The following is a 21,946-nucleotide window of genomic DNA, read 5'->3' on the forward strand; positions in this document are numbered from 1 at the left end:
GCGGGTGAGGACGTCGACCGAGGCCTCGGTGACCTGGGCACAGGCCCTGTCGTGGCGGATGGAGCGCCAGCTGCTCGAGCCCGTCGGGTCCGAGTCGGTCGGTGACGTCGTCTCGCGGCTGGGAGCGGTGCTGTCGATGGACGAGTCGCTCGCCGAGCTCGCCGTCCGGACGCGGCGCACCACGTCGCGGCCGGGCGAGCTCGCCGCGGCCCTGGAGGCCGGGGAGGTCGTCAAGGCGTTCGCCTTCCGCGGGTCGATGCACTACCTCTCCCCCGAGGACGGCGGGACCTACCTCGCCCTGCGGGCTGCCGGCCGTCAGTGGGAGCGGCGGAGCTGGGTCGAGTACTACGGCCTCACGCCCGGCGACTGGACCGGCTTCCGTGCCGCGGTGCGGACGGCTCTCGACGACGGTCCGCTGACCATCGCCGAGCTCGGCGCGGTGCTGACCCGCCAGCGCGCCTACCGGCACCTCGAGGCGGTCTTCGCCGAGGGCGCCCACACCCTCGTCAAGCCGCTGACCTGGCAGGGCGACATGGGCTTCGGCCCACCGCGCGACGGCCGGCACACGTTCCAGCGCCTCGACGCGAACCCGAGGTGGCGGGGCATCCCCGAGCTCGAGGACGCCGGCCCGCGGGCCGTCACCGCGTACCTGCGCAGCTACGGGCCCGCGACGCGCGACCACCTCCACCACTGGCTCGTCGACGGCCTGAGCGCGGGGCGACGACGGCTCGACGACTGGGTCTCCGGGCTGGCCGACGAGCTCGTCGCCGTCGACGTCGAGGGTACGACCGCCCTCGTCGTGCACGACGACGTCGACGCCCTCGTGGCGGCGCGCCCCACCGACGCGGTGCGCTTCCTCCCCGGGCACGACCAGTGGGTCATCGGGCCGGGCACCAAGGACGTCAACGTCACCCCCTCCTCACGGCGTGACCTCATGACCCGTAAGGCCAACCCGGTCATCGAGGGCGGGGTCGTCCGCGGGACCTGGGCGCGCACGGCCGACGAGCTGCGGGTGACCTGGCTCGACGACCGACCCCCACCCGAGGAGGCGCTCTCGACGGAGGCGCGCCGCCTGGCCGACATCCTCGGCACCGAGCTCCCCCTCGCCCTCACCTCGTAGCCGGCCCCCGGTCGTCGACGACCGGCACCGGTCCCAGGCGCCGCAGCTGGGTCACGTGCCGCGGCTCCAGCTCCTCGAGCGAGCCGACGCCGAGCAGGCGCATGGTCCGTCGGACGTCCTCCCGCAGGATGTCGACGGCGCGGTCGACCCCCTGCCGCCCGCCGGCCATGAGGCCGTAGAGGTACGCCCGTCCGACGAGCGTGAAGCGGGCACCGTGGGCCACAGAGGCCACGACGTCGGCCCCCGACATGATGCCCGTGTCGAGGTGCACCTCGAGGTCGGCCCCGACCTCGCGCACCACGTGCGGCAGCAGGTGGAACGGCACCGGGGCCCGGTCGAGCTGGCGGCCGCCGTGGTTGGACAGGACGATCCCGTCGACCCCGGCGGACGCCAGCGCCCGGGCGTCGTCGACGGTCTGCACGCCCTTGACCACGACCCGACCCGGCCACTGGTCGCGGATCCAGGCCAGGTCCTCGAACGTCACCGTGGGGTCGAACATCGTGTCGAGCAGCTCGGCGACGGTCCCCGACCACGCCGAGAGCGACGCGAAGGCGAGGGGCTCGGTGGTGAGGAAGTCGACCCACCACGCGGGGCGCGGGATCGCGTCGAGGACGGTGCGGGCGGTCAGCTGCGGGGGGATCGTGAGGCCGTTGCGCCTGTCGCGCAGCCGCGCCCCTGCCACGGGGACGTCGACGGTGACGAGCAGGGTGTCGAACCCGGCGGCCGCGGCCCGGTCGACGAGTGCCATCGAGCGCTCGCGGTCCTTCCACATGTACAGCTGGAACCAGTTCCGCCCGCCGGGCGCGGCCGCGGCGACGTCCTCGATGGAGGTGGTCCCCATCGTGGAGAGCGAGAACGGGATCCCGGCCGCGGCGGCGGCGGTGGCACCCGCCACCTCGCCCTCGGTGTGCATCATCCGGGTGAAGCCCGTCGGGGCGATGCCGAACGGCAGCTCGACCCGCTTCCCGAGGACGTCCCACCCCGTGTCCACCTCGGACACGTCGCGCAGGATGCTCGGGTTGAACTCGATGTCCCGGAACGCTTCTCGCGCCCTGGCCAGCGAGCTCTCTCCCTCGGCCGCCCCGTCGGTGTAGTCGAACGCCGCCCGCGGGGTCCGGCGTCTCGCGATGAGCCGCAGGTCGTCGATGGTGAGCGCGCGCTCGAGGCGGCGCCGGGTGGGGTTGAGGGTCGGGGTCCTGAACTGCAGGAGCGGCCGCAGCTCGGAGGGCCGCGGGAGCCGCCTCGTCGTCATCGGCGCACCTGCCCGCACGTCTCCCGCTCCGGAGGTCCGGTCTCGTCCTGCCGCTCGGCCACGTCGCAAGACTGCCACCCACTCCGCGCAAAAGGACCCCGACGGCTCCTACGACGTCCACGGCACCAAGGCCGGCGCCGACATCCGCCTCGAGGTCAGCACGGACCTCAAGACCATCACCACCGCCCCCGCGCGAGGAGGCGGTCGGGGACCGAGCACTCCCGAGAGCTCCACGGCGGCCACGACGACGAGCGCCGCCGTCTGAGCCGACAGCGGCGGGCGGGTGCGTGAGGGTGTGACCTCGGGGTCCGGCGGGTAGGTCCAGATGGACGATCGGAGGACTCGTGCTGGAGCATGACCGGTGGGCCACGGGGTCGCGCCGGCGTCCGCCCGGCCGCCGAGCTGCCGCCTGCGCCACCGGGGTCCTGGTCGGGCTCGGGATGCTGACGGGCTGCGCCGCGACCACCACCAGCCGCGACGCGGCGGACGCCGCCTCGGACTTCGTGACCGCCCTGTCACGCGACCCGTCAGCCGCCTGCGCGCTGCTGGCACCCGGGACCCGCCAGGCACTGGAGGACGACGCCGGCACCGACTGCTCCACCGCCCTGTCGGACTCGGGCCTCCCGGAGGCCGGTCGGCGACAGGCCGCCACGCTGGCCGGGCACGCGGCCCAGGTGCGCTTCGCGGGCGACACGGTCTTCCTCGCCCTCTTCGACGACGGCTGGAAGGTCGTCGCCGCAGGGTGCGAACGGAACTCCGACGACCCGGCGGTTCCCTACGACTGCGCCGTGGAGGGGAGCTGACGTGCGAGTGATGTTCTGGGGCTACGCGGTCGTCCTCGCCGTCGGCCTCACCTTCTGCATCGTCATGGGAGTGCTGCAGCGGTGAGCGGCCGAGACCACCCGCGCCTGCTGCCTCGCGCCGGCTTCCTCCGCGAGAACGGCCTCTCGCTCTTCTTCGCGCTGCTGCTCCTCCTGGCCCTCGTCGGCCAGGCCCTCGTCGGCAGCCAGGCGTACGACGAGGAGGCACGCACGGCAGGACTGCAGGAGATCGGCGTCCTGGGCTACGTCCTGTCGTCGTCGTTCGCCGTCGACGTCGCCGAGAACTGGCAGTCCGAGTTCCTGCAGTTCACGCTCTACATCCTCGCGACCGTATGGCTGGTCCAGCGCGGCTCGTCGGAGTCGAAGAAGCCCGGGGACGAGGGACGCGAGAGCGACGAGCAGCAGATGGTCGGCGCACACGCCACGGCGGACAGCCCGCGGTGGGCCCGGGTGGGCGGGTGGCGCACCCGGGTGTACTCGCACTCGCTCGTCCTCGTCATGGCGACGGTGTTCCTCGTGTCGTGGACCGCACAGTTCGTCGCCGGTCGCGTCGCCCGCAACGAGGAACGGATGCGAGACCTCCTCGACCCGCTCGGCCCCGTGCAGTACCTCGGCTCGTCGGACTTCTGGCTGCGCACCCTCCAGAACTGGCAGTCGGAGTTCCTGGCCATCGGGACGATGGCCGTCTTCGCCATCTACCTGCGCGAGCGCGGGTCGCCGGAGAGCAAGGAGGTGGGCACCGCCCACGACGTCACGAGCTCGAGCGACTGAAGCCGGCCGCTACCGGTCGCCGTGGCGCCGGGCCTGCATTGGCGACGACGCGACCCGCCCGCGGCCGCTGAGGAGGACCATGGTCGCCACGGACAGGACGCCCAGCGGTACCACCGCGTAGGGCAGCGCGGCCAGCAGGCCCTGGACGTCGTCGACGACGAGCGCCAGGACGACGCCCGGCGGGATCGACAGGACGGCACCCAGGCCCAGCCCGGCCAGGACGGCTTCTCCTCGATGGTTCACCCGACCGAGTATCGCGCACCCGCGACCCGTCGACCAGAGGATCGGCAGCACGGCGCGACGGACCCGGAGGTCTTGACAACCGCGACGGGCTGCGCAGGATGGTTGGTCTCCTCCAGCAGCGTGGGGTTCCGAAGGCTGTCGAGAACGGAGCAGGTCGCCATGACTCCAGACACGAACGCATCGACCAGGAAGCTCATCCAGGAGCTCGTCGAGATCGAGGACCGGATGTACGTCCTCCGAGCCGCACGGAACGGAGCCAGCACGAGGACGCCGGCCGACCCGGAGCTCCTTCGGCTGGCCGGACGGGAGGAGCACGTCCTGGCGCAGCTGCGCCGCCAGCGCGTCACCCACTGAGGCGCCGGTGCCAGGCGCCGCACGGGAAGGAGAGGGATGGTGTCCAAGGATCTCAGCGACCCCGCCAACCGCAAGCGGCTGAGGAAGTCGTCGTTCGCCCTGCCGGAGGAGGAGAAGTACCCGATCCCCGACATCGAGCACGCGCGCAACGCCCTTGCCCGGGTGGCTCAGCACGGCTCCGCGGCCGAGCAGAAGAAGGTCCGGGCAGCCGTGGAGAAGAGGTACCCGAGCCTGAAGAAGGACGACTAGCGCGGAGGCGCGACCGTCCCCCGAGCCGACGTCATGGACCCACCTCGGCGAGCGCGCGCGGGACGAGCTGCGGCATCTCCCGCGCCAGGAACCCCACGTGCCCGACGGAGGCCACGAGCATCTCGGCCACCCGGGTGTGGACGAAGGCTCCCCAGACCGCGGCCTGCGCGGGCTGGGCACCGCGCGCCACGAGGCCTGCCACGATCCCTGCCTTGACGTCACCCGACCCGGCGACCGCGGCCCCCGGCGGGCCGGCCGGACATCGCCACACCCCGCCCGTCGGCTCGACGACGTAGGAGGTGTCCGAGCCCGAGAGGACGGTCAACCCGGTGGCGCGCACGGCGGTGCGCGTCGCGGCGAGGAGGTCCCGCGCGACCGTGTCCTCCCCCAGGCCGGTGAGCTCGGCGAGCTCGGAAGCGTTGGGCGTCAGCAGGCCCCTGCTCGCGAGGTGACGCATGCCGTCCTGGTGTGCGGTCAGGTACGCCGTGCCCAGGGCATCCACGACGACGGAGAGGTCCAGGTGGGGGACGACGTCCTCGAGGAGGGTGCAGGCCGAATCAGGGTCGATGAAGCCCGGGCCCAGGAGGACGGCGTCGACCCCCAGAGCCAGATCGACCACCCGCGAGGCGGCGGCGCGCGAGATGTCGCCCGACACCGAGGGCAGCCCGACGACCAGGCACTCCGGGAGAGCGGTCGCGAGGTGGGCGGCGGTCGCGGCCGTCGTGGCGACCTGTACCTTTCCGGCACCGGCGCGCAGGGCGGCCTCCGCCGCCAGCAGGACCGCTCCCGGCGTCGACTCGCTCCCGCCGACGACGAGCAGCCGGCCCTTGGTGTCCTTGTCGCCGTCCCCGCTCGGCAGCGGCCAGCCACGAAGCACGTCGGCCGTCAGGACACCGGCGCCGGGGTCACGTCGCTCAGCCACGGCGGCTGTCCGGACCCGCCGGGTCGTGCGGTGTGTGCGGCTCCTCGTGGGTCGGCTCGGCTCCCGAGGACTCGACGTGGCCGACCTCGCCGTACGCGACGAGCGCGAGGACCCCGGCGTTGCCCGGACGGTACGTCGTCAGGGAGCAGTTCCCCAACGGGGTGTCGGCGTCGGCCGCGAGGAGCTCCTCCTCGGACAGCGACTCCAGCACGTAGCGGAAGGCCATGATGACGGCCTGGTGGCTGAACACCCAGACCCGCGCGTCCCGGTGGTCCCGAGACGTGTCCGCCAGGAAGTGGCGGACCCTCAGCACCACGTCGGTCCAGCTCTCCCCGCCCGGGGGACGGTAGTAGAACTTCCCCATGGCGGCCCGCCGCTTCGCCTCCTCGGGGTACTCCTGGGTGATGCCCCGCCCGGTCATGCCGTCGAACAGACCGAGGTCGCGCTCGCGCAGTCTCTCGTCGCGCCGTGTCGGGACCTCACCCGGACAGGCGGCCAGCGCGTGGTCCATCGTGCTCGTCGCGCGGACGTACGGAGAGGACACGACCGTCTGCGGACGCTCCTGCTCGGGCAGGGCGGACAGGTAGTGCCCCAGCGACCTCGCCTGCGACACGCCGTTGTCCGACAGCGGGGTGTCCGGATCGCGGTAGGCCAGGTCCAGACGGGGCGCCCCCCTGGCACTCGCCGCCGAGGCCGCGAGGTTGCCCACGCTCTCACCGTGTCGGACCAGGACCAGCTCGGAGGGGGCAGACGACGCCATGCTTCATCCCTACCCAGACGGGCCATCCGCACGCCCACAGGTGGGATGCTGTGTCCATGCAGAGCAAGGGGGCGGCCTGCCCCAGGTGCGAGTCGCCGAAGATCACCACCGTGCAGCTGCCGCGGCCCCACGGGCCGGCCGAGCCGCCGGCCACCCAGCGGGGTTTCCGGTGCCTCGGCTGTGACACCCAGTGGGTCGACGACGACCAGTGGAGGGCTCTGCGCGACGAACGCTGACCGATGTCGTCCGGCTCACGGACGCGCGGCCCGGCCCCCGTTCCGAGGAACGGGGGCCGGGCCGCGTCAACTGCTCTCGAGCGTCAGGCCAGCCCTGACGGGGACCCGTGACCCGGGTTCCCCCCGGTGGCCGGGCCGCCGGTCGACGACGAGCCGCCCGTGGAGGACGTACCGCCGGCCGACGACGAGCCGCCCGTGGTGGACGTACCGCTCGTCGAGGAACCCGACGACGCCTTGTCCTGCACGTCGCTCTTGAGGTCCTGGGCCTTGGCCGCACCTTCCTCCTTGACGGTGGAGGCGCTCTCCCTGGCCGTGTCCTTGACGGCCTCGACGGCCTCCTGGGCGGGCTGCTTGAGGTGGTCGACGCTCTCGCCGGCGACCGACTTGGCCTCGTCGACGAGAGGCTGCGCCTTCTCGGCGGCCGCGGACGCGAGCTCGCGCTCCTTGGCGCTCGCGGGCAGCAGCGACCCGACGAGCCAGCCGGCAGCGAGCGCGACCGCGCCCGCGGCCAGCGGGTTGCCGCGCGCCTGCTGTCGTGCCATCCGGGGTACGTCTCGCACGGTGTCGGCGGCACCGTGCGCGTGGTCGCCACCGGCGTCGGCCACGTCGTGTGCGGTGCCCATGATGCTGTCCTTGAGGCGGGTGACCTTGGTGGTGGCGCGCTGGGTCGTGCGTCGCGCGACGCTGCTCGGGCGGACGCTGTCGGCGAGGACGTCGACGTCCTCGCTGAGGCGCCCCCTCGTCCTGTCGATCTCGCGGCGGATCTCGTCGGGGTCCTGGGTCGTGGTCATGAGTGGCGTCCTCTCAGGGCGTCGGGGATCTCGGTGGTGGTGTCGATGGTGCGAGGGGCGACGGGCGCCACTCGCTTGAGGCGCTTGCGGCCGATGGAGGCCGTGATCGCGGCGACGATCGCCCAGACGAGGGCGACGACGAGCGCCGACCAGCCGCGGCCGATCGCGTCGCCGAGGGCCCACCAGGCAGCGACGGACAGGAACACCAGGAAGAGGTGTCCTGCCACGGCCGCGGTGCCGAGCATCGCTCCACCGGCCTTCGCGTGGTCCGCGCTCTCCCTGACCTCGGCCTTGGCGAGCTCGACCTCCTGCCGCACGAGGACGGAGAGGTCGGTGGTGATGTCGCCCAGCAGCTCTCCGACCGACCGGAGCGAGGGCTCCGGCAGGTCGGGCCGGGTCTGGTGCTCGGTCACAGTCCACCCCGGTCGGTGACGTCGCGCGGGGACGCGGCGAGCCGTCCGTCCGAGCCGATCGGGGCGGGTGTGCCGTCCGTCTCGAGGGGCTGGGTCACCCGGTGGGGGGAGGGCAGACCCTCGCTGGCGAACGTCTCGACGGGGACGCCCTGGGCGCCCGTGCCACGGTCCGCGGTCGCCCGCGGTGCCGCGGGGGCCGAGGGCGTCTCGTCCGGCTGGTCGTCCCGCTTCTCGTCGACCAGGCTGCGACTCATGCGGCCGGCGAGGACGCCGAGTCCCGCCGCAACGGCCAGGAACGTCCCGGGCCGTCGCTGCGCGAACTGACGCGCCTCACCGAGGATGGCGCCGGGGTCGCGCCCCTCGAGCCATCCGGCGGCGTCGCCGGCACGCCGCGCGACGTCATCGACGAGTCCCCGCGCCATGCCGTCGTCGTCCGCACCGTCGGCCATCTTGCGCAGCTGGTCCGACAGCTCGCGCAGCCCCTGGGCTGCCCGGTCCTGCTGCGTCGTGGCCTGCTCGGTGAGGTCGGACCTCGTCTGGTGCCACAGGTGTCGAGCCTGGTCGCTCGCCTCCCGGGCCACCTTGCGGGCCTCCTCGCCCGCGGTCCCGGCCACCTGGGTGGCCGCGTCCTTCGTCTCGTGACCCACGGCCCCGACAGTGCTCTCGGGGGCCTGGGCACCACTCCCGTGTGTGGCTTGAGTACTCATCTGCGCCCGTCCTCTCTGGCCATCGAGGGTCGATGACACGCAAGAGAGTTACCCAATGTGGGTTGTGAAAACCCTTGCGGCACAATGTTTTTCAGTGACCAGGCGGCAGCCCGCGCGGGATCCGCTCACCACGGCCTCCCGGACCGGAGCCCGTACCCCGCCGGTGGTGCGCCTGCGACTGACCTACCCCTGCCGGCGGAAGCCATGCGCTCCGTCGCCGGCACCGACGTCCCTGAGAGGTCGCTGAGTGTCGCCCGACCCGACGTTTGTGCCCCACGCGGTCGGGGCAGTGAAAGAGGGCACGACCCCGAGGGAGCAGGGCCCTCGTACGGGTGCAGGCGAGACCCCCGCTCCTCTCGAGACGGGGGTCTCGTCGTTGGGGGTCGGGAACGGTCCGGTGCCGGCCCGTCCCCGAACGTCCTAGCGCCGTGACGGACGGCTCGTCGAGACACCCCGGACGCCGAGGGACGTGATGCGCCAGTCCCGCAGCGAGGCGAGGATCCGCTCCTCGCGCCGCGCGAGGCGGGCCACCTCCGCCGCGGTCCAGCTCCGCCCCTCAGGACAGTCGACGGCGTCGTGCAGCTCCTGGAGGCGGTCCTCCACCGCCTCCAGCTCCCTGATCAGCTCACGGATCGACGCATCCACTGGGTCACTCATCGGAACTCCGGTCGGTGTCGGGGTCGACGACCCCACGCCCTTGGAGGTGCTCCCTCCATGAGACGCCGCGGAAGGGCCGCCGTCAAGGTCCGGGTGCGAGCTCGCGCGACCTGCCCGGCCGGGCGGACCTAGCCTGTCGCCATGCGTGCCTACGAGCGTCTCCAGCAGCGGCTGGGCAGCGCGCTCGCTCCACCCGTCGCCGGCTCCACCCTCGAGCACGTCGTGGTCGCGCTGCCGTCGCACAGCATGCCCACCACCCTGCTGACGCACCACGCGTCCCTGCTGCCCGCGCTGGAACAGCGCGCCCTCGTGGACGGTCTGCGGCTGGGCACCTCACCCGGGGTCCGCGTCGTCGTCGTGCTGAGTGCGCCGCCCTCGCCGGCCGTGCTCGACTACTACGCGCGGCTGGCGCGACCCCGCTCCCCGGGTGCCGCACGGGAGCGGCTGTCCTGCCTCGTCGTTCCCGATGACGGCGCGCGGGGTGTGGCTGCCAAGCTGCTGGACCGACCGGACCTGATGGCCGAGCTGCGCCGACGGATCGCCGGGGACCCGGCGGTCATCGAGCCCTGGAACGTCACCGACGACGAGGTCGCCGTCGCCCTGGCGCTGGACCGTCCGCTCAACGGCGGCCCCCCGTCCCTGTGGCCGCTCGGCTTCAAGAGCGCCGCACGGCGCCTGTTCCGCGATGCCGGGGTCCCGGTTCCTGCCGGGGTCGAGGACGTGCACGACGCGGCCGAGGTCGCGGAAGCCGTCCGCGTCATGCGGCGCCACCTGCCCCGACTCGATCGTGTCGTCGTGAAGCTCGACAACTCCGGTGGGGGCGAGGGCAACTGGGTGATGTCGACGCGTGACGCCGCCGGAGCGGAGCTCGCGACGAGCGAGCTGGCAACTCGCGTGGAGACGGAGTCGCCCCCCTGGTTCCTCGCCGACCTCGCCCTCGGTGGGGTGGTCGAGGAGCTGGTCACCGGCAGCGAGATCTCCAGCCCCAGTGGCCAGGCGGAGATCCGCCCCGACGGCGAGGTCGTCCTCCTCGCGACCCACGAGCAGGACATGGGCGGGGACGACGGTCACGTCTTCACCGGGAGCCGCTTCCCCGCCGACGGGGCCTGGGCACCCGAGATCGGTCGCCACGTCCTCGCCGTCGGGCGCCGGCTGGCGGAGGCCGGGGCCGTCGGGTGGCTGGCGGTCGACTTCGTGGCGCACCGCGACGGGGACGGGAGCCTCGTGGCCGTCGACCTCAACCTCCGCAAGGGCGGGACGACCCACTCCTTCACCGCGTTGCAGTGCCTCGCCCGCGGGGCCTACGACCCGGAACGGTGCGAGTGGGTCTGCGACGAGGACGGCAGCACACGGTCCTACCGGTCGAGCGACGCCGTCGGTGGGCCCGGGTGGCTCGGGATGAGCCCCTCCCGGGCCATCGACTCGCTCACCGCTGCCGGACTCGCCTTCGACCACGCGAGGGGCACCGGCGTCGTCCTCCACATGTTCCCCGGGCTGGACCGCGACGGCACGGTCGGGGTGACCGCCATCGGCCGCAGCGCGGCGGAGGCCGACGACCTGTTCCGCGCGGTCCCGACGGCCCTCGACGTCGGACCCGGACCCCGCGACCCCGACCTGCCTCCGGCAGGGGCGATCGGCTAGGGCCCGGCGACCCTCGACGCGACCGCGCGAGCGACGGCCTCGGGTTGGAGCTCGGGCAGCCAGTGGCCCTCGTCGAGCTCGATGAAGCGGTAGGGCCCGGACACGAACCGGCGCGTCCGTTCGGCGGCGGCACGCCCGAGGGCGGGGTCGCGCCTCCCCCAGAGGTAGGTCGTCGGGACGCCGACGGCGGGGGTCGCGCGCCACGCGTGCCACGGGGGTCGCCGGACCGCGGCGCGGTACCAGGCCAGCGGCGGGCCGAGCGCCACCGGTCGGCGGAGCCGCTCGGCATAGCGGTGCGCGGTGGCCGGAGGGAGGCCGCCGCCGGCGAGCACGGGCTCGAGGACCTGGGCGAGCACCAGCTCGGGCAGCCACGGGGTCTGGAAGGCCAGGGTGTACCAGCTCAGCAGCGGCTGCCGCGAGTGCGTGAGGGACCACGAGTAGGCGGCCGGATGCGGCGTGGACAGCACGGTCAGGGTGCTGACGCGGTCGGCGTGGTGGGCTGCGGTGTGCCAGGCGACCGCGCCGCCCCAGTCGTGGCCGACGACGTGCGCCTGCCGCACCCCGGCGGCGTCGAGGACGGCGACGACGTCGGCCGCCAGCTCCTCCGTCCGGTAGGGAGCCACGCCCGGGGGGCTCCCCGAGGCCCCGTATCCCCGCTGGTCCATGACGAGCGTCCGCAGGCCGGCGGCGTGCAGGAGGGGGACCACGCCGTCCCAGCAGGAGGAGTCCTGAGGGGAGCCGTGGAGGAGCAGCACCACCTCTCCCCGTCGCAGCCCGCTGTCACGGGCAGCGAGGCCGACCCCCTCGCGCTCGGTGCGCAGGTCCCGCACCGAGGTGCGGCGGGTCGCCTCGGACGACGGTGCTTCTCGCATGTGGGCTGACTACCCCGGCCTCGCTGTCGCAACCCCTGCGGCCGGCCGGGCCATACTTCTCCCATGAGCGGGACGATGAGCGGGGACCACGCGCCCACGGGCACCGAACCCGTCGCGGCGGGCGCACCGGCGCCGGGGGTGGCCAACCCCGTGGCGACGGCGGTCCTGGAGCACCTCGCGGCCGTGATGGACACCGCGCCGCACGACCAGACCCAGGAGGACGCGCTCGGTGTCCTGCACTCCGTGGTGTCCCACGCGGTGGGCCTGGTCCGTGCGGCTGACTGGGCCAGCGTGACGATCGTGCGCTCCGGCTCCCCCTTCACGATCGCGTCCTCGCACCCGGAGGCGGTGCGGGCCGACGACGTCCAGTACGAGCTGCGGTCGGGTCCGTGCCTCGACGCCGCCCTCGACGACAACGTGTACCTGACCGGGGCGGTCCACCGTGACGACCGGTGGCTCGAGTTCGGCCGGCGGGTCCATGCCGAGGTCGGGGTCACCAGTGTGCTCGCCTACCGCCTCGTCCTGCTCGGCGACGAGAGCGCCGACGCGGCCCTGAACCTCTACTCGCGCGCCCCTGACGCCTTCGACGACGACGACCTCCACGAGGGCCTGCTCCTCGCGGCGCAGTGCGCCCTCCTCGTCTCGGCCCACCTCGCCAGCGACCGTGCCGACAACCTGCTCCAGGCGCTCGGGACCAATCGGGAGATCGGCGTGGCGATGGGCGTGCTCATGGCGCGGCACCAGCTCACCCAGGAGCAGGCCTTCGTCATGCTGCGCGTCGCCAGCCAGGACACGAACCGCAAGCTCGCCGACGTCGCGAGGGAGGCCGCCGAGACGGGTGAGGTCCCCCAGCGACGTCGCCGGACGTGACCGCGGCCGACCTCCGGGGGCTCAGGCCCTCCCGGCCGACGGCCGCCGACCCATCCTCGGTCGGGACGTCCTAGAACGGGCCGCGCGGGGCCGCCTCGGTGGTGTCGTCGGGCGCCGGCACCCGAGGGACCGGCCGGGGCGAGACGGGGACCATCGGCCAGCCGTCGGCCGCGCGGGGGTGGATGCTCCGGGTCTCGGCGCGGGCGTAGGAGGTGTTGAGCCAGTCCCCGACGTGCACCTTGGGGAGGATCTTGGCGACGGCGACCGCGACGTACATGACGGTGTTGATCGCGACGAAGGTGGCGAGGACCTGGGCCCATGGGGTCCACAGGGTCGACTCGGGCAGCAGGGCGCCGGTGGCGACGGAGGTGGCCAGGGTGCTCACACCAGCTCACCTTCCTCGACCTTGACTCGGCCCGAGGCGTCGGTGACGACGTGCTTCCACTCGGCCCGGCGACCCATGAGCAGGTCGAACACGCCGCGCACGTACACGGCGTTGAGCACGCAGGCGTAGACGAGCTCGGGGATCAGCAGGGCCCCGAGGAGGCGGGCCCGCCACCCTCCGGCCCAGACGCTGACGAGCCGTTCGACGGCGAAGACCGCTCCCAGCCCCATCCAGAAGGGGAAGAGGACGACCGAGTCGAGCGAGAGCGCGGTGACGACGACGAGGACGGCATAGGACGACAGGGCGACGACGCCGTAGCCGATGCCCATCTGCTGGGCCCAGTAGCGCACGGTCTGCGGCGTCAGCCCGTAGGCCCCGAGGTTCTCGAGGGCACCTCGCTGCCAGCGCAGGCGCTGCGCCCAGAGGGCCCCCCACGTCGGCATGACCTCGGTGACGACCCGGCACTGCGGCGCCGACGTCATCAGCGCGCCCAGCGTCTTGAGCGCCAGGGTGATCTCGTTGTCCTCGGTGAGCGAGACGGTGTCGTAGACCTCGCCGGGGCGGCCGGGCAGCGCCGTCCCCCGGTGCGCGGCGACCTCACGCAGCGCGCGGGAGCGGAAGACCGAGGCGGTGCCGGTGAGGACGAACAGCCGCCCGCGACGGCGCGAGATGTCGCGGCAGTAGCGGGTGTACTCGTTGCGCTGCATCTGCCCGAGGAGACCCGAGCCCTCCTCGCCGAGGAAGAGGCCACCCACCGCCATGAGCGCGCGGTCGTCGGTCATCCGACGGCGCACGGTGGCGATGTACGCGGGCGAGAGCACGGTGTCGGCGTCCATGACGAGGACGGTGTCGTTCTCGCCGAGCGTCGGCAGGAGGAGCTCGAGCGCCTGGTTGAGGGCGCCGGCCTTCTTGTGGGTGTTGCCCTCGGTGTGCACGACGTCGGCACCGTGGAAGCGGGCGACCTCCTCGGTGGCGTCGGTGCAGTTGTCCGCGACGACGACGACGCGCTCCGGCGGGCTGTCCTGGTACCAGATGGAGCGCAGTGTCGCCCCGATCCGGTCGGCCTCGTTGTGCGCCGGGATGAGGACGGTGACGGTCACCTCGCCGTCGTAGCGGCCGGCGGTGGCGGCCATGACGACACGGGGCGCCAGCGGCGTCGCGACGGTGTCACCCGACCGCCGGTAGCGGGTGCTGATGCGGTGCTCGGCACCGGCGACGGCCGCGGCGACGAGCAGCGCAACGGCCACCGCCACGACGACCATCTGGACGGAGGGGGCGGCGGACGAGTACAGGAGCGTCCAGACGCCGAAGACGGCGCCGTGCTCGATCGGCTTCGTCAGCTCGGGGTCGGAGAGCAGGAGGCCGCCACAGAGGACGAGGCCGGCGGCGAACGCCATGCCGAGGATGAGGGCGCCTACTCCACGCTGCAGGGTGCGTCGGGTGGTCATGCGGTGACTTCCGGTGGGACCGAGGGGCGAGCCCCTCGTGGCACGGCTCAGAGGTGTCGCGGACGGGGCGGGGCGTGCCAGGGACCTCGTCTCGTCCTCGACCAGTGTTCGGCGCCGTGGCGGAGGGGGTCAGCCGGATCGGCCCCGCCTCAGGACAACGGTGTCGGAGTCTGGCCGAACGGAGGACTCCGCGTCGTGCTGCCCGCCAATGGTGGGCACGGCGAGAACGACCGTCAGGTCTGCCGACGGGACCTCAGCGGACCCACACGACCTGCGGGCCGGTTCGACGGAACCCCGACGCGCACCACCGGTCGAGCTCCTCTCCGCGGGCGTAGCCCACGAGGGGCCGCTGCGGGAACAGGATGCCGGCGCAGGCCACCATCGACGCGATGTCCTCGCCGCCGTCACCGACGGCCCAGCAGTTGGAGAGCTCGACGAACTCTCCGGTGCGGTGCAGCACCGCACCCCCGACGAGCGCCCCGCCGGCGCGGCAGGCGAGGACGGTGAAGCGGGGATGGCCCAACATCGAGGGCAGCAGGACCCCCGACGTGTCGAAGGCGTCGTTCCAGCGCTCGAGCTCACCCTCGTCGTCCACGGTCCCCCAGCCCGGCGGCCACCCGCCATGCTCGGAGAGGGGTTCGAGGTGGAGCCAGCTCGCGGTGAAGAGCCGCTCGAACCCCGCTCCGCCCAGGTCCAGGGTCCCGTACGAGTCGGCGACGGAGCAGTGCCCGAACCCGGCGACCGCGTCCCGGACCTGGTCGACCGACACGTCCGGGCGGAGCGTCTTGGCCGCGGAGTGCCACCGGGGAGGCTCCCCCAGGGCGCGCCAGAGACCGTCGGCCACGGTGGTGGGGATGCCGTGCAGGGCGAAGACGTCCTCGTACCAGTGCAGGCTCGCCCGCACCGCGGCCTCGTGTCGCGCGTCCCGACCCCCGTGCATGCGTCAGTCCTACCACCGGGCCGGAGGCGCGCTGACGGACGTCGCGAGCCCTCGTACGATGCGTCCATGACGTCGGAGCGGCCGTCCCCCACGATGGCCGATGTCGCGCGTCGTGCCGGCGTCTCGCACCAGACGGTGTCCCGGGTGCTCAACGCCCCGCAGACCGTGAGCGCCGCCACCCGCCTGCGGGTGAACCAGGCCGTCTCCGACCTCGGGTACCGCCGCAACTCCGTCGCCCGTGCCCTCGCCAGCGGGCACACCCGCGTCATCGGGGTCGTCGTCGACGAGCTGGCCTTCCACGGGCCGGCCAGCACGGTGGTCGCCGTCGCGGAGGCCGCCCGGCAGGCCGGGTACGTCATCTCCCTCGACCCCCAGGACACGATGTCGACCGACAACGTGTCGGCCGCCCTCGAGCGCCACGTCGACCGCGCCGTCGAGGCCGTGGTCGTCGTGTCCGCCCACGGGTGGGCCGGGATCGACTCCTCCGTCGCCGACGTCGCCATCCCCGTGGTCAGCGTCGACGGCGCGCTGGGCGGCGCCACGGCTTCCGTCGGCGTCGACCAGAGGGCGGGGGCGACCATCGCCACGCGCCACCTGGTCGAGCTCGGGCACCGCCACATCGCGCACGTCGCCGGTCCGGCCGACTGGCCCCAGGCCGTGGAGCGACGGGCGGCGTTCCTCGCGGCACTCCAGGCCCACGGCCTCGGCCCGGGTCCGGTCCTCGACGGGGACTGGAGCGCCCGCTCCGGCCACCAGGCCATGCACCGGCTCCTCGGCCAGCACCCGGAGCTCACGGCGGTGGTGGTCGCCAACGACCAGATGGCGGTCGGCGCCTACCGGGCGATCGCGCAGTCCGGTCGCCGCGTGCCCGACGACATCTCGGTCGTGGGCTTCGACAACATCCCGGAGGCCGGCTTCCTCAGCCCTCCGCTGACGACCGTCCAGCAGGACTTCTCGGCGCTGGGGAGGGAGGCGGTCCGGCTGGTCCTGGCCGCGCTCGCGGGGGAGCCCTGCCCGTCACGGCTCATCCCCCCGCGGCTCGTCGTGCGGTCGTCGACGGCGCCTCCCGGAGAGGGTCAGACACCGACGAGGTGAAGCAGCAGGCCCTGGGCGGGGGCGAGGACCGGAAGGGGGAGCCCGTTCGTGCCGAGGAAGGCACCGGAGAGCACGACGCCGCCGTCGTCCAGGGCGTGCTCGAACCACCCGGGTGGCCGCGTCTGCACGGTCGCCGGGAGCCCCGCCTCCGGCCGCACGCGCACGCGGTAGCGACGCATCGGGTCGAGACCCGGGAGCGGGACCGGGCCGGGCGAGGTCCCACGCCCCGTCGCCAGCTGGACGACCGAGAAGACCGCCTCCGAGCGGTCCCTCGCCACGACTCCACCGACGACGAGCGAGGGGTCGGGGTGGTCCGACCGCACGACGTCACCGTGGTGCACGAGAGGTCGGAGCTCGCGGTAGAGGGCGCTCCAGCGCCCCAGCGTCCCGAGCTCGTCGTCCGAGCACCCTGTGAGGTCCCACTCCAGCCCCGCGTGGCCGCCCAGCGCCACGAGCATCCGCAGGGAGAGGTCGAGGTCGCGGTGGGTCGTGTGCGCTCGGGGAGGGCCGACGTGGGTGCCCATCCGCTCCGGGGGAACGAGCAGACCGGTCCACCGCTGGATCGCCACGCGCTCGAGGGCGTCGTTGCAGTCGGAGGTCCACACCCGCTCGGTGCGCTCCAGGATGCCGAGGTCGACCCGGCCGCCGCCGCTGGAGCACGACTCGATCTCGAGGCGCGGGTGCCGCCGGCGGAGCTCGTCGAGGAGGCGGTAGGTGGCGCGAGTCTGCGCCGCCACGGCCGGACGGTCCGTCCCGCGCCCGTCGCTGCGCACGGCGTCGTGCAGGTCGCGGTTGTGGTCCCACTTGAGGAAGTCGATGTCGTATTCGGTGACGAGCCGGCTCACGGCCTCGAGGACGTGGGCGTAGGCCGCGGGGGCGGCGAGGTCGACGACGTGCTGGTGGCGTGAGGGAAGCGGTGGCCCTGCGGCCGGTCCGAGGACCCAGTCCGGCTGGGCGCGAGCGAGATCGGAGTCGAGGTTGACCATCTCCGGCTCGAACCACAGGCCGAACTCCATCCCGAGCGAACGCACGTGGTCCACGAGGGGGTGCAGGCCGTCGGGCCAGGTGTCCGCCGACACCACCCAGTCGCCCAGGCCCTGGGTGTCGTCGCGGCGCGACCCGAACCAGCCGTCGTCGAGGACGAACCGCTCGACGCCGATCGAGGCCGCGGTGTCGGCGAGGCGCTTGAGGTGCTCCACGTCGGTGTCGAAGTACACCGCCTCCCAGGTGTTGAGGACGAGGGGGCGAGGACGTCGCGCGCGCGGGTCGGCCCGCGACCGTTGGTGCCCCGTGAGGCGTCGGGTGAGCCCGTCGAGCCCCTCGTCCGACCACACGAAGGCGACGTCTGGAGCGTGGTGGGTCTCCCCCGCCGCGAGCCGTACCTCGCCCGGGGCGAGGAGCTCTCCCCCGCCGAGGACCGCCGCGGACGCGCCGGCGGGCTCGGGCAACCGCTCGACGAGGTGCTCGTGGTTGCCGCTCCACGCGACGTGGGTCGCCCACACCTCTCCGTGGCGGAAGCCGAATCCCGAGGTGCCTGCGACGAGCAGCAGCGTGGCGTCGTGGCCGGTGCGCCCACGACGACCCTGCCGCGCGAAGGTGCCGTCGACGAGGGGATGGCGTTGGGGCACCCGCTCGCGCATCCACCGGCCGGAGAGGTCGAGGAGCTCGTCGGCCCTGGTCGGGAGGGGCGCGAGGATCCGGAGGGCGGCGACATCGAGCGCGGGCTCGTCGGCGGAGGCGGTGGAGGTGATGGCCGAGGACACGCGGAGGACGCCGTGCTCGTCGAGGTCGTAGCCGAGGACGACCTCGGCGGCGCAGGCCTCCGCCACGGCCCGGACCTCGATCCGCGACCCCGCCGCCGACACCGACGCGATCCATCGGGGCGCGGCCGAGCCTCCGGCCCGGTGGAGCGCGATCCCCGGCGTGCCCAGCCAGCCCTCGCCGGCCGTCGGGAGGACCGTGAGGTCCCACGGGTCGTCGAGGGCGTTGTGCGGGACCGGCCCCTCCCGCAGCAGGAGGAGGTCGAGGACGGCGTCGTCGGGCAGGTCGGCGCCCCAGTGCAGGACCGACGGGAGCCCGTCGCCGTCCTGGGCGAGGACGAGCAGGGCGCCCCCGCCGCGCACCGTCGTCGTGACGGTCATCCCTTGGTCGAGCCCAGCGTGAGCCCCGAGACGAACTGCTTCTGCAGGACGAAGAAGACGATGAGCACGGGGAGCGCGACGATGATCGACCCCGCGGCGACGAGGTTGGTGTCGGCGAAGAACTGGCCCCGCAGGTTGTTCAGCGCGCTGGTGACGGGGTACTTCTCACCGCGCGACAGGAGCACCGTCGCCCAGAAGAACTCGTTGTAGATCCACGTGACCTGCAGCGTCGCCAGAGCCGCGAGGGCGGGTCGGACGAGGGGCATCGTCAGCTGCCAGTACTGGCGCCACACGCTGGCGCCGTCGAGCTCCGCCGACTCGTAGATCTCGTAAGGCAGCGTCTTCATGTAGTTGCTGAGGACGAAGGTGCAGAACCCCATCTGGAAGGCCGTGTTGACGAGGATGAGCGACCAGTAGCTGTCGAGCATCGTGCCGCTCTCGCTCATGACGGCCGGCAACGGCACCTCCTTGAACATCCGGAAGACCGGGATGAGCAGGGCCTGGGGCGGGAGCAGGTTGGCGGCGAGGAAGATCCCGAGCAGCGTGAGGTTGAAGCGGTACGAGAACCGCGAGAGGACGAAGCCGACGAGGGAGGACAGGAAGAGGGTGAGCGCCACGGCCGGCACCGTGATGATCAGGGAGTTCTTGAAGTGCAGCCCGAAGTTGCCGCGGCTCCACGCCTCCTTGTAGTTGTCCAGGGTCCACCCGCCGAACGACAGGTACCCGTTGGTCTGGGTGAAGGAGTAGTCGCGGAAGGAGTTGTACGCCGACCACAGCAGGGGGAAGAGCCAGGCCAGGGCCAGGACGAACATCACGACGGTCGCCACGGTGCCGCGGCGACGGTTGATCACGCCTCCACCGCTCGAGTGCTGGCTCGTCGCTCCCTTCGGCGTGGCCGCCTGCGGCACGGTCTCGACGCTCATCGGCCCTCCTCCCGGAAGACGATTCGGAGGTACACGGCGATGAACACCGACGAGATGATCATCATGATGACGGCCAGGGCCGACCCGAACCCGTAGCGGGTGGCCTCGCCGACGACGTTCTGCGAGACGAGGGCCGAGATGAGCTCGAGCCCGTTGCGACCCTTGTTGATGATCCACACGAGGTCGAACGCGCGCAGCGACTCGATGACGACGATGACGAGCACGATGAGGTTGATCGGGCGCATCACCGGGAAGATGACGAGGAAGAACGTCTTGACCTCGCTCGCACCGTCCACGGCAGCGGCCTCGCGCAGGGACGCGTCGATGCCCTTCAGGCCCGCCAGGTAGAGCAGCATGATGTAGCCGGTGTGCCGCCACGCCGTCGCGACGAGCACCGCCCAGAGGTTGACGTCCGGGTCGCCGTACCAGTCGACGTTGGTCCCGAACACCTCGTTGATCAGGCCCTGGTCCGTGGAGTAGAAGAGCTGCCAGATGAAGCCCACGAGCGCCATCGACAGCACGACGGGCAGGTAGAACGCGGTCTGGTAGAACCGGCTCCCCCACATCTCGCGGTCGAGGACCACCGCGAGGGCGACGCCCGCGATCGTCGGCAGGACGAACAGGAAGACCAGCCAGATGAGGTTGTGCTGGATCGCCGGCCAGAACGGCGGGTAGATCGTCGCGATGTCGGTGTAGTTCTGGGTGCCGACCCACTGGATCCCGCTGAACCTGAACCCGTTCCACTTCGTGAACGACAGGAGCACCGACGCCAGGGCCGGCAGCCACACCAGCCAGACGACGAGGACGGTGGGGACACCGATCATCGCGGTGATGACCAGGCGGTCGCGCGGGCTCCGCCGCTTCTCCACCCGGCGGGACGCGCGGCGCTTGGCGGGACGTGCCCTCGTGGCCGTTGTCATCTGAGCTTCGCCGACCCTGGCTCAGGTGCCGAGGATGGACACGGCCTGCTGCTGGATCGACGCCGTGATCGAGTCGATGTTGTCGGGGTTCTTGAGGAAGTCCTGGATCGACGCGGTGATGACCGTGTTGGCCAGGTCGGCGTTGGTGTCGCGGTCGAGGAACTGGGCGATCGACTTCGCCTGCTGGACGACCTCGGCCGACTTCTTCTGCAGCTCGCCGTACTTCGCGGTGCTCGCGCCGGAGTTCGCGGCGATCATCGGTGCCGACGCCGCGTTGTTCGCGGCGTCGGCTGCCTCGGCGCTCCCGAGCCACTTGACGAACGCCTTCGCGGACTCCTGCTCCTCACCACCGGCGGCCACGCAGAAGCCGTCGATCGGGGCGTCGAGGGCGTCGGAGCCGATGGTCTGGTCGAGCGCCGGGAAGGTGAAGAAGTCCATGTCCTCGGCCGCCTCCTTGGAGACGCCGTCCACGACGAAGGTGCCGAGCAGGTACATGCCGCACTCCTGCTTCTCGACCGAGGTCGCCGCCTCCTGCCAGGTGCGACCGAGGGCGTTCTCCTGGTGGTAGGGCAGGAGCGTCTTCCACGTCGCGAAGACGTTCTTGACCTCGGGGCTGTCCCACTTCTTCTCGCCCTTGGTCAGGGCCATGTGGAAGTCGTAGCCGTTGAGGCGCATGTTGAGGATGTCGAAGGTCCCCATGGGCGCCCAGGCGTCCTTCGCGGCGAACGCGAAGGGGGTGATCTTCTTCCCCTGCATGTCCTTCATCAGCGCGTTGAGCTCGTCGAGGGTCTTCGGCTCGGCCCAGCCGTTCTTCTCGAAGACCGACTTCCGGTAGAACACCGCCCACGGGTAGTAGCTCACCGGCACGAAGTACTGCTTGCCGTCCGACGCCGTGGCCGACTTCTTGAACGCGTCACCGAGGCCGTCGATGGGCCAGACGTCGCTGATGTCGCTGATCAGCTCGTTCTCGGCGAACTGCGACATGCGGTACCCGGCGAACCAGGTGAACACGTCGTCGGGGGTGCCCTGGAGGTAGGTGTTGATGCTCTCCTGGAAGGTGTTGTGGTCCACGGCGTTCGGGGAGACCTGTGCGCCGGTCTTCTTGGCGTAGGCGTCGGCCATCGCCTGGAGCCGCTCGTAGGCCGGCCCCGAGCCCTTCGCCTCGTTCATGCCGAACTTCACCGGCCCGGCCTTCGCCGAGGCACCGCCGGACCCCGAGGGTGCCGGGTCCCCGCCGCACGCGGAGAGCACCGACGGGACGCCGAGGAGTGCGCCGGCGCCCAGGGCACCCCGCAGGAGGGAGCGGCGGTCCACGCCGGCGACGGATGCGGGGATGGTGCTCGAGAGGCGGCTCTCGCGGGGGGCCGGACGTGCCATGGGGTGTCTCCTTTGACGGGCCGAATCTCACAGAATCG

General features: G+C 72.6%; 25 protein-coding genes. 9 read left to right on the plus strand and 16 right to left on the minus strand.

Features of this window, described 5'->3' with window-relative positions:
- Positions 1-4: 4 nt before the first annotated feature.
- On the plus strand, positions 5-1,120 hold the full coding sequence (locus ACFWN3_RS07490; RefSeq protein ID WP_377644885.1) for a DNA glycosylase AlkZ-like family protein: 1,116 nt from the start codon (positions 5-7) through the stop codon (positions 1,118-1,120).
- Here ACFWN3_RS07490 and ACFWN3_RS07495 read toward each other — a convergent pair.
- A complete protein-coding gene (locus ACFWN3_RS07495; RefSeq protein WP_377644886.1) occupies positions 1,110-2,372 on the minus strand; it encodes an alpha-hydroxy-acid oxidizing protein in 1,263 nt (420 codons plus the stop codon). The two genes, ACFWN3_RS07490 and ACFWN3_RS07495, sit on opposite strands and share 11 nt — an antisense overlap.
- A 344-nt stretch (positions 2,373-2,716) precedes the next feature.
- On the opposite strand from ACFWN3_RS07495, the gene ACFWN3_RS07500 reads away from it, so the two are divergent.
- The gene (locus ACFWN3_RS07500; RefSeq protein WP_377644888.1) at positions 2,717-3,175 is read left to right on the plus strand and encodes a hypothetical protein; all 459 of its coding nucleotides are present in this window, start codon (positions 2,717-2,719) and stop codon (positions 3,173-3,175) included.
- Between the two features lie 81 nt (positions 3,176-3,256).
- Entirely contained in the window at positions 3,257-3,964 is a 708-nt protein-coding gene (locus tag ACFWN3_RS07505; protein ID WP_377644890.1) for a DUF6766 family protein, read from the plus strand.
- 9 nt (positions 3,965-3,973) lie between these two features.
- On the opposite strand, the gene ACFWN3_RS07510 is transcribed toward ACFWN3_RS07505, so the two are convergent.
- Positions 3,974-4,207, minus strand: a complete 234-nt coding sequence (locus tag ACFWN3_RS07510) for a hypothetical protein (protein WP_377644892.1) — start codon at positions 4,205-4,207, stop codon at positions 3,974-3,976.
- A gap of 159 nt (positions 4,208-4,366) precedes the next feature.
- Here ACFWN3_RS07510 and ACFWN3_RS07515 point away from each other — a divergent pair, with 159 nt between their 5' ends.
- Both ACFWN3_RS07515 and ACFWN3_RS07520 read left to right on the plus strand, forming a co-directional pair.
- Positions 4,367-4,561, plus strand: a complete 195-nt coding sequence (locus tag ACFWN3_RS07515; protein ID WP_377644894.1) for a hypothetical protein — start codon at positions 4,367-4,369, stop codon at positions 4,559-4,561.
- Positions 4,562-4,597: 36 nt separating this feature from the next.
- On the plus strand, positions 4,598-4,810 hold the full coding sequence (locus tag ACFWN3_RS07520; protein ID WP_377644895.1) for a DUF6582 domain-containing protein: 213 nt from the start codon (positions 4,598-4,600) through the stop codon (positions 4,808-4,810).
- Between the two features lie 31 nt (positions 4,811-4,841).
- Here ACFWN3_RS07520 and ACFWN3_RS07525 read toward each other — a convergent pair whose 3' ends face one another.
- Both ACFWN3_RS07525 and ACFWN3_RS07530 read right to left on the minus strand, forming a co-directional pair.
- Positions 4,842-5,732, minus strand: a complete 891-nt coding sequence (locus ACFWN3_RS07525; protein ID WP_377644896.1) for an NAD(P)H-hydrate dehydratase — start codon at positions 5,730-5,732, stop codon at positions 4,842-4,844.
- Positions 5,725-6,492, minus strand: a complete 768-nt coding sequence (locus ACFWN3_RS07530) for a histidine phosphatase family protein (RefSeq protein ID WP_377644898.1) — start codon at positions 6,490-6,492, stop codon at positions 5,725-5,727. Before ACFWN3_RS07530 ends, ACFWN3_RS07525 begins: the two co-directional genes overlap by 8 nt.
- Before the next feature lie 56 nt (positions 6,493-6,548).
- On the opposite strand from ACFWN3_RS07530, the gene ACFWN3_RS07535 reads away from it, so the two are divergent.
- Positions 6,549-6,728, plus strand: a complete 180-nt coding sequence (locus tag ACFWN3_RS07535; protein ID WP_377644900.1) for a hypothetical protein — start codon at positions 6,549-6,551, stop codon at positions 6,726-6,728.
- An 83-nt stretch (positions 6,729-6,811) separates the two neighbouring features.
- On the opposite strand, the gene ACFWN3_RS07540 is transcribed toward ACFWN3_RS07535, so the two are convergent.
- The 4 genes from ACFWN3_RS07540 to ACFWN3_RS07555 all read right to left on the minus strand — a co-directional run bounded on the left by ACFWN3_RS07540 (position 6,812) and on the right by ACFWN3_RS07555 (position 9,284).
- Positions 6,812-7,519, minus strand: coding sequence for a DUF3618 domain-containing protein (locus ACFWN3_RS07540; protein WP_377644902.1), 708 nt, complete (start codon positions 7,517-7,519; stop codon positions 6,812-6,814).
- Positions 7,516-7,932, minus strand: a complete 417-nt coding sequence (locus tag ACFWN3_RS07545; RefSeq protein WP_377644905.1) for a phage holin family protein — start codon at positions 7,930-7,932, stop codon at positions 7,516-7,518. Before ACFWN3_RS07545 ends, ACFWN3_RS07540 begins: the two co-directional genes overlap by 4 nt.
- The gene (locus ACFWN3_RS07550; protein WP_377644907.1) at positions 7,929-8,579 is read right to left on the minus strand and encodes a hypothetical protein; all 651 of its coding nucleotides are present in this window, start codon (positions 8,577-8,579) and stop codon (positions 7,929-7,931) included. Before ACFWN3_RS07550 ends, ACFWN3_RS07545 begins: the two co-directional genes overlap by 4 nt.
- Positions 8,580-9,059: 480 nt before the next feature.
- Complete coding sequence (locus ACFWN3_RS07555; RefSeq protein WP_377644908.1) at positions 9,060-9,284, minus strand: hypothetical protein; 225 nt, start codon at positions 9,282-9,284, stop codon at positions 9,060-9,062.
- Between the two features lie 153 nt (positions 9,285-9,437).
- Between ACFWN3_RS07555 and ACFWN3_RS07560 the strand changes: the two genes are divergently transcribed.
- On the plus strand, positions 9,438-10,937 hold the full coding sequence (locus ACFWN3_RS07560) for a peptide ligase PGM1-related protein (protein WP_377644909.1): 1,500 nt from the start codon (positions 9,438-9,440) through the stop codon (positions 10,935-10,937).
- On the opposite strand, the gene ACFWN3_RS07565 is transcribed toward ACFWN3_RS07560, so the two are convergent.
- Entirely contained in the window at positions 10,934-11,809 is an 876-nt protein-coding gene (locus tag ACFWN3_RS07565) for an alpha/beta fold hydrolase (protein ID WP_377644911.1), read from the minus strand. The genes ACFWN3_RS07560 and ACFWN3_RS07565 overlap by 4 nt on opposite strands.
- Positions 11,810-11,872: 63 nt before the next feature.
- Here ACFWN3_RS07565 and ACFWN3_RS07570 point away from each other — a divergent pair, with 63 nt between their 5' ends.
- On the plus strand, positions 11,873-12,679 hold the full coding sequence (locus tag ACFWN3_RS07570) for an ANTAR domain-containing protein (RefSeq protein WP_377644912.1): 807 nt from the start codon (positions 11,873-11,875) through the stop codon (positions 12,677-12,679).
- Between the two features lie 70 nt (positions 12,680-12,749).
- Here the strand turns inward: ACFWN3_RS07570 and ACFWN3_RS07575 are convergent, their stop codons facing one another.
- The 3 genes from ACFWN3_RS07575 to ACFWN3_RS07585 all read right to left on the minus strand — a co-directional run bounded on the left by ACFWN3_RS07575 (position 12,750) and on the right by ACFWN3_RS07585 (position 15,452).
- On the minus strand, positions 12,750-13,064 hold the full coding sequence (locus ACFWN3_RS07575) for a hypothetical protein (protein WP_377644914.1): 315 nt from the start codon (positions 13,062-13,064) through the stop codon (positions 12,750-12,752).
- Positions 13,061-14,512, minus strand: coding sequence for a glycosyltransferase (locus tag ACFWN3_RS07580; RefSeq protein WP_377644916.1), 1,452 nt, complete (start codon positions 14,510-14,512; stop codon positions 13,061-13,063). Before ACFWN3_RS07580 ends, ACFWN3_RS07575 begins: the two co-directional genes overlap by 4 nt.
- A gap of 253 nt (positions 14,513-14,765) precedes the next feature.
- Complete coding sequence (locus ACFWN3_RS07585; protein ID WP_377644918.1) at positions 14,766-15,452, minus strand: hypothetical protein; 687 nt, start codon at positions 15,450-15,452, stop codon at positions 14,766-14,768.
- A 66-nt stretch (positions 15,453-15,518) separates the two neighbouring features.
- Between ACFWN3_RS07585 and ACFWN3_RS07590 the strand changes: the two genes are divergently transcribed.
- Positions 15,519-16,547 carry a LacI family DNA-binding transcriptional regulator gene (locus ACFWN3_RS07590; RefSeq protein ID WP_377644920.1) on the plus strand — a complete coding sequence of 343 codons (1,029 nt, stop codon included), beginning with the start codon at positions 15,519-15,521 and terminating at the stop codon, positions 16,545-16,547.
- Here ACFWN3_RS07590 and ACFWN3_RS07595 read toward each other — a convergent pair.
- Genes ACFWN3_RS07595 through ACFWN3_RS07610 form a run of 4 tightly spaced genes read right to left on the minus strand, consistent with a single transcriptional unit; the run spans position 16,529 to position 21,908 of the window.
- Complete coding sequence (locus ACFWN3_RS07595) at positions 16,529-18,688, minus strand: alpha-galactosidase (protein ID WP_377644922.1); 2,160 nt, start codon at positions 18,686-18,688, stop codon at positions 16,529-16,531. The genes ACFWN3_RS07590 and ACFWN3_RS07595 overlap by 19 nt on opposite strands.
- Positions 18,685-19,611 carry a carbohydrate ABC transporter permease gene (locus ACFWN3_RS07600; protein ID WP_377644924.1) on the minus strand — a complete coding sequence of 309 codons (927 nt, stop codon included), beginning with the start codon at positions 19,609-19,611 and terminating at the stop codon, positions 18,685-18,687. The genes ACFWN3_RS07595 and ACFWN3_RS07600 overlap by 4 nt, the downstream gene beginning before the upstream one ends.
- A complete protein-coding gene (locus tag ACFWN3_RS07605; protein ID WP_377644926.1) occupies positions 19,608-20,531 on the minus strand; it encodes a carbohydrate ABC transporter permease in 924 nt (307 codons plus the stop codon). Before ACFWN3_RS07605 ends, ACFWN3_RS07600 begins: the two co-directional genes overlap by 4 nt.
- A 21-nt stretch (positions 20,532-20,552) precedes the next feature.
- A complete protein-coding gene (locus ACFWN3_RS07610) occupies positions 20,553-21,908 on the minus strand; it encodes an ABC transporter substrate-binding protein (RefSeq protein ID WP_377644928.1) in 1,356 nt (451 codons plus the stop codon).
- Positions 21,909-21,946 lie beyond the last annotated feature (38 nt).

The organism is Oryzobacter terrae (genome assembly GCF_042756445.1).
GTDB lineage: Bacteria > Actinomycetota > Actinomycetes > Actinomycetales > Dermatophilaceae > Oryzobacter > Oryzobacter terrae.